The organism is Burkholderia sp. AU33803, from assembly GCF_002223095.1.
Classification (GTDB): domain Bacteria; phylum Pseudomonadota; class Gammaproteobacteria; order Burkholderiales; family Burkholderiaceae; genus Burkholderia.
Genome location: NZ_NKFJ01000002.1, coordinates 152,552 through 164,436 on the forward strand (window position 1 = coordinate 152,552; position 11,885 = coordinate 164,436).

The following is an 11,885-nucleotide window of genomic DNA, read 5'->3' on the forward strand; positions in this document are numbered from 1 at the left end:
GCTGGCGCGCGTTATGCGTATTCCGACATCGGCACGCACGAGCAGAACAGGTTGCGGTCGCCGTAGACGTTGTCCGCGCGGCCGACCGGCGGCCAGTACTTGTTCGTGCCCAGCGACGCGACCGGGTACGCAGCCTGCTCGCGCGAGTACGCGTGCGGCCATTCGTCCGCGGTGACGACGGCCGCCGTGTGCGGTGCGTGACGCAGCGGGTTGTCCTCGCGGTCGGCGCGGCCTTCCTCGACGGCGCGGATCTCCTCGCGGATCGCGATCATCGCGGCGATGAAGCGGTCGAGTTCTTCCTGCGACTCCGATTCGGTCGGCTCGACCATCAGCGTGCCCGGCACCGGGAAGCTCATCGTCGGCGCGTGGAAGCCGTAGTCCATCAGGCGCTTCGCGACGTCGTCGACGGTGATGCCGCTCGATTCCTTGATCGGACGCAGGTCGAGAATGCACTCGTGCGCGACCAGCCCGCCCGGGCCCGAATACAGCACCGGGTAGTGCGGCGCGAGGCGCTTCGCGATGTAGTTCGCGTTGAGGATCGCGGTTTCCGTCGCGGCGGTCAGGTTCTTCGCGCCCATCATCGCGATGTACATCCACGAGATCGGCAGGATCGACGCCGAGCCGTACGGGGCGGCCGATACCGCGCCGATGCCGTCTTCTTCACGCGTGTAGCCGGTCGAACGCTGGTTCGGCAGGAACTTCGCGAGGTGCGCGCCGACCGCGACCGGGCCGACGCCCGGGCCGCCGCCGCCGTGCGGGATGCAGAAGGTCTTGTGCAGGTTCAGGTGCGACACGTCGCCGCCGAACTGGCCCGGCGCGGTCAGGCCGACCATCGCGTTCATGTTCGCGCCGTCGACGTACACCTGGCCGCCGTGCGCATGGACGATCTCGCAGATCTCGCGGACGTTCTGCTCGAACACGCCGTGCGTCGACGGATACGTGATCATGATTGCCGCGAGGTCCTTCGCGTGCTGCTCGGCCTTCGCCTTCAGGTCGGCGATGTCGACGTTGCCCTGCGCGTCGCAGGCGACGACCACGACCTTCATGCCGGCCATGTGCGCGGATGCCGGGTTCGTGCCGTGCGCCGACGCCGGGATCAGGCACACGTCGCGATGGGCTTCGCCGCGCGACGCGTGGTAAGCGTGGATGATCAGCAGGCCCGCGTACTCGCCCTGCGAGCCCGCGTTCGGCTGCAGCGACACGGCCGCGTAGCCGGTGGCCGCGACGAGCATCTGCTCGAGCTGGTCGATCATCTCGCGGTAGCCGACGGTCTGCTCGGCCGGCGCGAACGGGTGGATGCGGCCGAATTCAGGCCACGTGACGGGCAGCATTTCCGACGTCGCGTTCAGCTTCATCGTGCACGAGCCGAGCGGGATCATCGAGCGGTCGAGCGCGAGATCCTTGTCCGACAGGCTGCGCAGGTAGCGCAGCATTTCGGTTTCGGAATGGTGGCGGTTGAACACGTGGTGCGTCAGGTACGCGCTCGTGCGCTCGAGGCCGGCCGGCAGCGCGGGGACGCCGGCGAGGCCGGCGTCCAGCGCGTCGACGGCCGGTGCGGTGCCGCCCGCGGCCTGCGCGAACACGGCGAGGAGATCGGCGAGGTCGTCGCGCGTCGTCGTTTCGTCGACCGATACGCCGACTTGCGTGTCGCTCACGCGGCGCAGGTTGATGCGCTTCGCCTTCGCGAATTCGTGAACCTGCGCGGTGCGCGCGCCGGTGTCGATCGTCAGCGTGTCGAAGAACGTGTCGTTGACGGTCGTGAAGCCAAGCTGCTTCACGCCGGCGGCGAGCAGCGCCGCGATGCGGTTCACGCGCAGCGCGATCGTCTTCAGGCCGTGCGGGCCGTGGTAGACCGCGTACATGCTGGCCATGATCGCGAGCAGCGCCTGCGCGGTACACACGTTCGACGTCGCCTTCTCGCGGCGGATGTGCTGTTCGCGCGTCTGCAGCGCGAGGCGCAGCGCGGGCTTGCCCTGCGCGTCGACCGTCACGCCGACGAGGCGGCCCGGCATCTGGCGCTTGAATTCGTCACGCACCGCGAGATACGCGGCGTGCGGGCCGCCGAAGCCCATCGGCACGCCGAAGCGCTGCGTGTTGCCGATCGCGACGTCCGCGCCCCAGTCGCCCGGCGGCGTGAGGACGGTCAGCGCGAGCAGGTCGGCCGCGACGACCACGTGGCCGCCGGCTGCGTGGATCGCTTCGGTGAGCGCGCGGTAGTCGCGCACGTCGCCGTTCACGCCCGGGTACTGCAGCAGCACGCCGAATGCATTCGCTTGCGCGGCGTCGGCGGCCGGGCCGGTCTTGACCTCGATGCCGACCGGCAGCGCGCGCGTGTGGATCACTTCGAGCGTTTGCGGCAGCACGTCGTCGGCGACGTAGAACACGTTCGATGCCGGCTTGCCGGTGCGCTGCAGCAGCGTCATCGCTTCGGCGGCGGCGGTGGCTTCGTCGAGCAGCGACGCGTTCGAGATCGCGAGGCCGGTGAGGTCGGCAACCATCTGCTGGAAGTTCAGGAGCGCCTCGAGGCGACCCTGGGAAATTTCGGGCTGGTACGGCGTGTAGGCCGTGTACCACGCCGGGTTTTCGAGCACGTTGCGCAGGATCACGGCCGGCGTGTGCGTGTCGTGGTAACCCTGACCGATATACGAGCGGAACACCTGGTTCTTGTCCGCGAGAACCCGCAGCGCGGCGAGGGCTTCGGCTTCGCTCTTCGGCTGCGCGAACGGGCCGAGCGGCAGCGTTTCGGCGCGGCGGATCGAGGCCGGGATCACGGCGTCGATCAGGGCGGCGCGCGTCGGGAAGCCGAGCGTGTCGAGCATGGCCTGCTGGCTGGCGGCGTCGGGGCCGATGTGGCGTTCGGCGAACGCGTCGTGCGTTTCGAGCGCGGCGAGCGAGAGGGGCGTGCGGTTCATCAGGCGGTCCGGGTGTTCGAGCTTCATGGCGTGACTCTGGTTCCGCGCGCGCCGAGCCGGCGCCGCGCGGATCGGGTAGGGAAATTAGTCGATCAGCTTGCTGTATGCGTCAGCGTCGATCAGCTTGTCGGTCGACGCGCCGGCCGCGAGCTTGATCTTGAACAGCCACACGCCGTACGCGTCGCTGTTCACTTCTTCCGGCGAATTGGCGGCATCTTCGTTGATCGCGACGACCTCGCCGGACACCGGCGAGTAGATGTCGGATGCGGCCTTCACCGATTCGACGACGCCGACGGCGTCGCCCGCCGTCACCGACTTGCCGACTTGCGGCAGTTCGAGGAAGACGATGTCGCCGAGCGTGCTCTGCGCGTGATCGGTGATGCCGACCGTCAGCGTGCCGTCCGCCTCGGTGCGGATCCACTCGTGTTCGTCGGTGTATTTCAGATCGGCCGGGACGTTGCTCATCGGATGCTCCTGGATAAAAGGGTGTGTTCGTTATGCTGGCGCGCCGCCGGGGCGCGCCGGGTGTGGTGTTGCGCCGGGCGCCATCTCCCGGCTTCCCGGGAGGCGGGCCTCCCGGCCGTTACGCAGCGAGGACCTTGCCGTTGCGCACGAACGGCAGTTTTACCACGCGCGCGGGAAGATTCTTGTCTCGAATTTGCACCTGGACCAGGTCGCCGATCTGGACGGCCGCCGGCACGCGCGCGAACGCGATCGATTCCTGCATCGACGGCGAGAACGTGCCGCTCGTGATCTCGCCTTCGCCGTGCGGCGTGACGACTTTCTGGTGCGCGCGCAGCACGCCGCCTGCCTTGCCGTTCTCCTTCTGCAGGATCAGGCCGACGAACGCGGCGCGGGTGCCGTTGGCTTCCAGGGCGGCGCGGCCGACGAAGTCGCGCGGCGCGGAGAGATCGACCGTCCACGCGAGGCCCGCGTCGAGCGGCGACACGGTGTCGTCCATGTCCTGGCCGTACAGGTTCATGCCGGCCTCGAGGCGCAGCGTGTCGCGCGCGCCGAGCCCGCACGGGCGCACGCCGTTTTGCTGCAGCGCGTTCCACAGCGCTTCGACGTGCACGGCCGGGACGATCACTTCGAAACCGTCTTCACCGGTGTAGCCGGTGCGCGCGACGGTGAGATCGCCGAACGGCGTGCCGGCGACCTGCGCGGCGTTGAACGGTTTCAGTTCGCTGGTGGCGGCACGCGCGGCGGGCACCGTCGCCCAGGCTTTTTCGCGGGCGTTCGGGCCTTGAACGGCGATGATCGCGAAATCGCGGCGCGGCGCGATCGTGACGCCGAAGCCGCCTTGCTCGTTCAGCTGGTTGAACCACGCGATGTCTTTCTCGGCCGTGCCGGCGTTGACGACGACGCGGAAGAATTCTTCGGTGAAGTAGTAGACGATCAGGTCGTCGATGACGCCGCCCTGCGGATTGAGCAGGCACGAGTAGAGGGCCTTGCCGGGCGTCTTGAGCTTGCCGACGTTGTTCGCGATCGCATGCTCGAAGAATGCGCGCACGCGGCTGCCGGTGAAATCGACGACGCACATGTGCGACACGTCGAACATGCCGGCGTCGGTGCGCACGGCTTCATGTTCTTCGATCTGCGAGCCGTAGTTGACGGGCATGTCCCAGCCGCCGAAATCGACCATGCGGGCATTGAGCGCGCGGTGCGCGGCGTTGAGCGGGGTGTGATTCAGTGCAGTCATCGAGGCCTCAGGCAAGGCGCTTGCGCGCGGATCAGAACGGCCATGTGCCGACCACCGCGGCCGATGGCCTGCGAGCGATCCGGTACATGCCCCTCTGTCCTCGATACCTGAGAGATTGCGCTGCCGGCCAGGCCTGGCGAACGCGCGCCCCTTCGGTGGGCAGCTTGCCCGCGCAGCGGATGCGCTGCGGGCTACTGCCGCTCTCCAGAGTGCGGGGAGAGTGTGGCCCGCGCAATGCGCGGACGGGATTCCCCGACGCGGTCGGTCCTTTTGCCTGAGAGTTTGCGGGTGTGCCCCTTCGGCGGCGCAACCGGCTGAAACAGCCCGGTTACACGCTCTCCCGACGCGTGCGGGCGACTGTACGCGAGCGGGTGGGCCTTGTCAATTTGAGCAAAAGAATGTCGCTTCGCGACAAGCGGCGGCAACCGGTGCCACCGCTTTTTCCGCTCCGGCGGGCGCCGGGGCGTTACTCGCCGATCGCGCGCGCGGCCGTGTCGAGTTCCTGGTTCAGCACGCGCTGCTCGTCGCCGGACAGGCCGCCGCTGTGTTGCGCGGACATGTCGTTCGATTCCTGGCGGATCACGTCGAGGCGATGATGAAGCTGCGCGCCGTACGGCGGCGGGTAGTAGCCGCCGTTCACGCGCGCATCGATGCGGCGGTGCAGGTTGTCGATCCGGCCCTGGATCTGCTGCATCCGCTCGTTCGCGACGACCTGCGGATTCGGCCGCGGCGGGGGCGCCGGGCGGACCGGCTGCTGCGGCTGCACGATACAGGCCGCAAGCGAGGAAACCAGGGCGCAGCACACTGCTGCGCGAATCAACCGTTGCATCAACATTCTCCTGACGGATTGGTGTCGGATCGACTTTTTTGAGAAACGCATCAGACCAGTCTGCCGCTGACTTTCGTTCCCCCGGCATTTGTAACCGAATGTTCCGGCTGATCCCGATGCACCGGCGCCGGCCGGCCGCGACCGGCCGGCGCGCGGTGTCAGATCGTGCGGCGCACGAACGGCAGCCGGCGGCCGTCGTGCTCGCTCTGCGCGGCGAGCTCGATGATCGTCATCACGTCGACGGCGTCCTGCGCGGTGACGGGGAACGGCGCGCCGTCGCGGATCGACGCGGCGAGCGCGCGGTAGAACTCCGCGTACTGGCCATCGAGCGTCGGCACCGGGCGCTCGACCTCGACTTCGCCGTCGAGCACGCGCAGCAGGCCGGGCGGGTTGCCGCCGCCGAATTCGACATCGTCGGCGGTGAGGCCGGCCTTGAGCTGGTCTTCCTGCGTGTCGAGCCCGAACTTCTGATAGCTGCCGCGCGTGCCGTGCAGCGTGAAGCGCGCGGGTTCGATCGCCGACAGCGCGCTCGCATGCAGCGCGACGTCCTTGTCCGGATAGCCGAGCTGCAGGTGCACGAAATCGGGCGCCGTGCCGTTGTCGCGGCGCGTCTTCACGGTCGCGCTCACCGTTTCCGGCAGGCCGAACAACGCGAGCGCCTGGTCGATCAGGTGCGGGCCGAGGTCGAGCAGCAGGCCGCCGCCGCGAGCCGGCTCCTCGCGCCAGCGCGTGCGCGGCGTCGGGCGGAAGCGGTCGAAGTGCGACTCGAAACGGGTGATGCGGCCGAGCTCGCCCGACTTGACGATGTCGCGCACGGTGAGGAAGTCGCCGTCCCAGCGGCGGTTGTGGAACGGCGCGAACAGCCGGCTGCGCGCGTTCGCGAGCCGCGCGAGCGCGAGCGCCTCGTCGGCGGTGAGCGTCACGGGCTTGTCGACGACCACGTGGCGGCCTGCTTCGAGCACCTGGCGCGCGAGCGCGAAGTGCGTGTCGTTCGGCGTGGCGATCACCACGCACTCGATGTCGTCGAGGCCGAGCAGCGTGTCGAGATCGGGGACGACGCGCGCGCCCGGATACGCCGCCTGCGCGCGATCGGGCTGACCCGTCGCGATCGCGGCGACTTCAGTGCGGCCGCTCGTGGCGATCACGGGCGCGTGGAACGTCGCGCCGGCGAAACCGAAACCCATCAAACCAATCCTGAGCAATGACGACATGGCAATTCCTGGCTGCGAAGGAAACTAAAGGATGGCGCGCCGGGACGGCGCGTAGACGACCGGCTATTTTGGCATGGCGCCGCCGCTTGCACCGGCGCGTTCGGGCGAAATGCGCGATGTGATGCGGCGCTTGCGCAAGGCAAGCCGGCATTTGCGCAGGCCGGGTGGCCGCGCGAGCGGGGTTTGCCCGCCTGCGCCCGTGCAATGAACGGCTGCCGCAGGGGCGTCGCCCGACGTCATACCGTTGCCCGCTGCCGCACGGCGGCGGCGACCTGCGCCGCCCACACCGCGCAGGCCGTTGCGCCGGGGTGGAAGCCGTCGGCGGCCATCAGGTGGCGCTCGAGCGGCAGCTCGACGCGCAGGAACGTGCAGTGCGGCTGCGTGGCGGCCCACCCGGCGAGCGCCGTGTTGAGCCGCTTCGCGCGCAGCCCGAGATACCACGCGAGCGGCTGCGGCAGCGCCGGAAAGCGCTCCATCGGCGGCACCGCCGACAGGATCGCGTGCCCGACCCGGAAGCGCGCGGCGAGCAGCCGGACCAGCTCGGCCTGCTGCGCCTGCCAGCGGGCCGGCGGCACGCCGCCCGTCACGTCGTTGACGCCGAGCGACGTGACGGCCACGTCGAACGGCTCGGCCGGCTCGGCGGCGAGCCAGTCGACCAGCTCCCGCGTGGCCAGGCCGGTGCGCGCGAGCAGCTTCCAGCTCACGCGATGGGTGGCCGCGAGCGCGCTCGCCAGTTGCCCGGACAGCGCGTCGCGCTGCGTCGCGACGCCGACGCCCGCCGCGGCCGAATCGCCGACCACCAGCACGCGCAGCGGCGGGCCGTCGCCCGCCACGCCGTCGCGCGGGCCGGCCGCCTCGGGCAGCCGCGGCGTGACGCGGCGCACGTGGCGCCCCTGCGCGAACAGCAGCGGGCCGAGGGCGGCGGTGGCGAACGGGTATCCCATGATGTCGATCCGGTGGTGGTGCAAGTGAGGCAAACGGGCCGGCGCGGGGCGGCGCCGGAGTGGACGTATTGTGGCCGATCGGTGCGCGAACGGGGCCGGATTGGCCGAACGGACAGGGGGCGGCCGGCCGGTCGGCCCGCGCAGCCCCGCCCGGCGGCGCTCCCGAAAAGCGCGCCGCCGACGTGTTAACATGCGCGTCCTGCCCGCGTGTCCGCCTGCTTCGCCAGCCCGCCGCGCACGGCATCCTCCCGGCGTTCCGCCGTCAACCGCAACACCATCCGTCATCATGTCCGCAGGCCTGAATCCCGCCCAGAACGAAGCGGTGCGCTACCTCGACGGTCCCTGTCTCGTGCTCGCCGGCGCGGGCAGCGGCAAGACCCGCGTGATCACGCAGAAGATCGCGCACCTGATCGAAGCGAAAGGCTTCGAGCCGCGCCACATTGCCGCCGTCACGTTCACGAACAAGGCGGCCGCCGAAATGCGCGAGCGCGTGTCGAAGCTGCTCGAGGGCAAGACGCTCACCACGCCCGGCAAGGAAGGCCGCAAGGTCCCCGTCAACCAGCTCACCGTCTGCACCTTCCACTCGCTGGGCGTGCAGATCCTGCGCCAGGAGGCGGAGCACGTCGGCCTGAAGCCGCAGTTCTCGATCATGGATTCGGACGACTGCTTCGGGATGATCCAGGAGCAGATCGGCACGACCGACAAGGGCCTGATCCGCAAGATCCAGAGCACCATCTCGCTGTGGAAGAACGGCCTGATCATGCCCGACGAGGCGATGACGATCGCGGCCAACGAGGACGAGCACCAGGCCGCGCTGGTCTACCGCAACTACGTCGCGACGCTGCACGCGTACCAGGCGGTCGACTTCGACGACCTGATCCGCCTGCCCGCCGAGCTGTTCGCGAAGAACGAACAGGTGCGCGACCGCTGGCAGAACAAGCTGCGCTACCTGCTGATCGACGAGTACCAGGACACCAACGCGTGCCAGTACGAGCTGCTGAAGCTGCTCGCCGGCCCGCGCGCGGCGTTCACGGCGGTGGGCGACGACGACCAGGCGATCTACGGCTGGCGCGGCGCGACGCTCGAGAACCTCGCGCAGCTCGGCAAGGATTTCCCGAAGCTGCACGTGATCAAGCTCGAGCAGAACTACCGGTCGACGGTGCGCATCCTGACCGCCGCGAACAACGTGATCGCGAACAACCCGAAGCTGTTCGAGAAGAAGCTGTGGTCCGAGCACGGGATGGGCGATTCGATCACCGTCACGCCGTGCAACGACGAGGAGCATGAAGCCGAATCGGTCGTGTTCCGGTTGTCCGCGCACAAGTTCGAGCGGCGCGCGCAGTTCCGTGACTACGCCATCCTGTATCGCGGCAACTTCCAGGCGCGGATCTTCGAGCAGGTGCTGCGCCGCGAGCGGATTCCGTACGTGCTGTCGGGCGGCCAGTCGTTCTTCGACAAGGCCGAGATCAAGGATCTGTGTGCGTACTTGCGGCTGATCGCGAACGCCGACGACGATCCCGCGTTCATCCGCGCGGTCACCACGCCGCGCCGCGGGATCGGCAACACGACGCTCGAAGCGCTCGGCTCGTTCGCGGGCCAGGCGAAGGTGTCGCTGTTCGAGGCCGTGTACATGGGCGGGATCGAGGCGCGGCTGTCCGCGCGCCAGGTCGAGCCGCTGCGGATGTTCTGCGACTTCATCCAGCGCCTGACCGAGCGTGCGGACAAGGATCCCGCCACCGCCGTGCTCGACGACATGATGGAGGCGATCCACTATGAGGCGTACCTGTACGACGCGTTCGACGAACGGCAGGCGCAGTCGAAGTGGCAAAACGTGCTCGAATTCCTCGAATGGCTGAAGCGCAAGGGCACCAAGCCCGAGACGGAAGCGGTCGACGGCGAGGCGGAAGGTTTTCACAACGCGGACGGGCTCGCCGATACCGGCAAGAACCTGCTCGGCCTGATCCAGACCGTCGCGCTGATGTCGATGCTCGAGGGCAAGGACGAGGATCCCGATGCGGTGCGGTTGTCGACGGTCCACGCGTCGAAGGGGCTCGAGTATCCGCACGTGTTCCTGGTCGGCGTCGAGGAAGGCATCATGCCGCACCGCGGCGGCTCCGAGGACGACGGCCCGATCGACAACGAGCGGATCGAGGAGGAGCGCCGGCTGATGTACGTCGCGATCACGCGCGCGCAGCGCAGCCTGCACCTGAACTGGTGCAAGAAGCGCAAGCGGGCGCGCGAGACGGTCGTGTGCGAACCGTCGCGCTTCATCCCGGAGATGGGGCTCGACGATGCGCCGCCGCCCACGCCGGAAGAGGCGCCGATGTCGCCGAAGGACCGGCTCGCGAGCCTGAAGGCGTTGCTGCAGAAGTGACGCCGGGCGTTCCGGCTGAGCGCCAGCAAAACAAAACCCCCGCGACGCGTGTGCGTCGCGGGGGTTTTTTACTGACGGCCGGGTGGGGTTACTTCGACGCGTTGACCATGTAGTCGACGGCGGCCTTCACGTCGGCGTCCGACGCGTTCGACCCGCCCTTCGGCGGCATCGCGCCCTTGCCGTGCAGCGCGTAGTTGTAGACCGTATCCATCGAGTCCTTCAGGCGCGGCGCCCAGTCTTCCTTGCTGCCGAACTTCGGCGCGCCGAGCACGCCCGCCGCGTGGCAGGCCTGACAGGTCGACGTGTACAGCGCCTTGCCGGCGTCGGCGCCGGCCGGGGCGGCTGCTGCCGCGGGTGCTTCGCCGGCTTTCGGGATCGCGGCGATCGCAGCCTGGGCGGCGGCGATTTGCGCGCTGGCGGCGTCCGCCGTGCCCGACGCGGCTGCGGCGCCGCTGGCCGGTTGCGCCGCGTTGGCGGCCGGCGCGGCCGGTTCGGGGAAGTTCGCGCCGTCGTTGTTCGCCATGTAGACGATCGCACGGGCGATTTCATAGTCGCTGACGTCGTCAGGGCTCGTGCCGCCGCGCGGCGGCATCGCGCCCTTGCCGGCCAGCGCCGTCTTCAGCAGCGTGTCGAAGCCTTGCGAGATGCGCGGCGCCCAGTCGTCCTTGTTGCCGAATTTCGGCGCGCCGGCGGCGCCCGTGCCGTGGCAGGTCACGCAGACGGCCTTGTAGACTTCCTCGCCGGTCTTGAACGTGCGGGGCGCGTTGGCGTCCTTCACGTCGACCTTCGCGAGCGGGGCGACACGTGCGGCGACCTGTTCGTCGGATAGCGCGTCCGTGCCGGCGCCGGAACGGAACGCATGGTTCGCATAGTTGGCGAACAGGACGATCAGGATGATCGGAATCGCGAACGACGCGATGATGACGGCAATCAGCTGCCCGGGGGTTTTGACGGGAGATTCGTGGGGTGCTTCGCTCATGCTTGCCTCGTCTCCGTGAATAGGAATTGTGAGCGCGGTGCAACGGCAAATGGCAGTCCAATGAAGCCCGGTCGATTATAGACGGAACGTTTACATCACGGCGAGCGGTGCGATGGCGCGTGTTTACCCGCACGCGGCGCGGCCCGGCGGGGATTCGTCGGGCAAGGTGGACGCGTCATGGGAAACCGGGTATCCTTGCCGTCTTGCCAATCGTGGGCGGCCTGTATATTGGGGTCGCTTCACTGTCACAGGCGCCCGTAGCTCAATGGATAGAGTACTGCCCTCCGAAGGCAGGGGTTGCTGGTTCGATCCCAGCCGGGCGCGCCAAAACATGCCTGTTCAGGCATTCAGCGGTTTCGCCGCCTCGTCGTTTTCCCATTTGCAGTAATATCCCGGCCGGTTGGCGGTTTTCGATCGCGTGCGTATCAGACCCGGCGGCACCCTTCGCTGACCCGGTTCGACCTGCTCGAAGCCCACCCCGAGGCGCGGATTGAGAATGTCGATCGAAACGAGAAAGAGCCGCGCCGCATCGCGGGCGGCGATCACCGCATGAGCAAATCACTCCCCGTGCAGTTCATCAACGGGCCGGACGGTACGCCGGCCTTCGTCGTGATTCCCTACGCCGACTATGTCGCGCAGGAGCCGGTCACGCCCAATCCGGTTCCGCATGAAGTCGTGACGCGCGCCGTGTTCGACGGCAGCTCGCCGGCACGCGCGTGGCGCGAGTATCTCGGGCTGACGCGCGCCGAAGTCGCGCAGCGCATCGGCATCGGCCGGGCGGACTATGCGAAACGGGAAAAGCGCGAGAAACTGCGCAAGCCGGTGCGCAGGAAGATCGCGGCCGCGCTCGGCATCACGCTGGCACAGCTCGATTTCTGACGCGGGGGCCGGCGAACGCGTCGGCCGCCCTGACAGCCGGCGCACCGGTGTCGGG

At 68.7% G+C, this 11,885-nt stretch carries 10 protein-coding genes, 1 tRNA gene and 2 riboswitches; of the genes, 3 read left to right on the forward strand and 8 right to left on the reverse strand.

Annotated features, from left to right (window positions below; genetic code table 11):
• Nucleotides 1-11 precede the first annotated feature (11 nt).
• From gcvP to CFB41_RS00800, 6 genes are all read right to left on the reverse strand, one after another.
• Entirely contained in the window at nt 12-2,939 is a 2,928-nt protein-coding gene (gene gcvP, locus CFB41_RS00775) for an aminomethyl-transferring glycine dehydrogenase (RefSeq protein WP_089455369.1), read from the reverse strand.
• Between the two features lie 57 nt (nt 2,940-2,996).
• On the reverse strand, nt 2,997-3,377 hold the full coding sequence (gene gcvH, locus CFB41_RS00780; protein WP_089430428.1) for a glycine cleavage system protein GcvH: 381 nt from the start codon (nt 3,375-3,377) through the stop codon (nt 2,997-2,999).
• Nucleotides 3,378-3,495: 118 nt separating this feature from the next.
• Entirely contained in the window at nt 3,496-4,614 is a 1,119-nt protein-coding gene (gene gcvT, locus CFB41_RS00785; protein WP_089438953.1) for a glycine cleavage system aminomethyltransferase GcvT, read from the reverse strand.
• A gap of 84 nt (nt 4,615-4,698) precedes the next feature.
• Nucleotides 4,699-4,832, reverse strand: a riboswitch (glycine riboswitch).
• A 33-nt stretch (nt 4,833-4,865) separates the two neighbouring features.
• Nucleotides 4,866-4,967: riboswitch (glycine riboswitch) on the reverse strand.
• Between the two features lie 113 nt (nt 4,968-5,080).
• Nucleotides 5,081-5,443, reverse strand: coding sequence for a hypothetical protein (locus tag CFB41_RS00790; RefSeq protein ID WP_039351336.1), 363 nt, complete (start codon nt 5,441-5,443; stop codon nt 5,081-5,083).
• 158 nt (nt 5,444-5,601) lie between these two features.
• Nucleotides 5,602-6,654, reverse strand: a complete 1,053-nt coding sequence (locus CFB41_RS00795; protein ID WP_089438954.1) for an oxidoreductase — start codon at nt 6,652-6,654, stop codon at nt 5,602-5,604.
• A 236-nt stretch (nt 6,655-6,890) separates the two neighbouring features.
• Entirely contained in the window at nt 6,891-7,598 is a 708-nt protein-coding gene (locus CFB41_RS00800; protein WP_089455370.1) for an SGNH/GDSL hydrolase family protein, read from the reverse strand.
• A gap of 286 nt (nt 7,599-7,884) precedes the next feature.
• Here CFB41_RS00800 and CFB41_RS00805 point away from each other — a divergent pair, with 286 nt between their 5' ends.
• The gene (locus tag CFB41_RS00805) at nt 7,885-9,972 is read left to right on the forward strand and encodes a UvrD-helicase domain-containing protein (RefSeq protein WP_071335374.1); all 2,088 of its coding nucleotides are present in this window, start codon (nt 7,885-7,887) and stop codon (nt 9,970-9,972) included.
• A gap of 88 nt (nt 9,973-10,060) precedes the next feature.
• Here the strand turns inward: CFB41_RS00805 and CFB41_RS00810 are convergent, their stop codons facing one another.
• Nucleotides 10,061-10,951 (reverse strand): cytochrome c5 family protein, encoded by an 891-nt coding sequence (locus CFB41_RS00810; RefSeq protein WP_089455371.1) that lies wholly within the window; start codon nt 10,949-10,951, stop codon nt 10,061-10,063.
• A 251-nt stretch (nt 10,952-11,202) separates the two neighbouring features.
• On the opposite strand from CFB41_RS00810, the gene CFB41_RS00815 reads away from it, so the two are divergent.
• A tRNA-Arg gene (locus CFB41_RS00815) sits at nt 11,203-11,278 on the forward strand.
• 12 nt (nt 11,279-11,290) lie between these two features.
• Here CFB41_RS00815 and CFB41_RS00820 read toward each other — a convergent pair.
• Entirely contained in the window at nt 11,291-11,497 is a 207-nt protein-coding gene (locus tag CFB41_RS00820) for a hypothetical protein (RefSeq protein ID WP_089455372.1), read from the reverse strand.
• Between the two features lie 3 nt (nt 11,498-11,500).
• On the opposite strand from CFB41_RS00820, the gene CFB41_RS00825 reads away from it, so the two are divergent.
• A complete protein-coding gene (locus CFB41_RS00825) occupies nt 11,501-11,830 on the forward strand; it encodes a helix-turn-helix domain-containing protein (RefSeq protein WP_089455373.1) in 330 nt (109 codons plus the stop codon).
• The last annotated feature ends 55 nt before the right edge of the window (nt 11,831-11,885 follow it).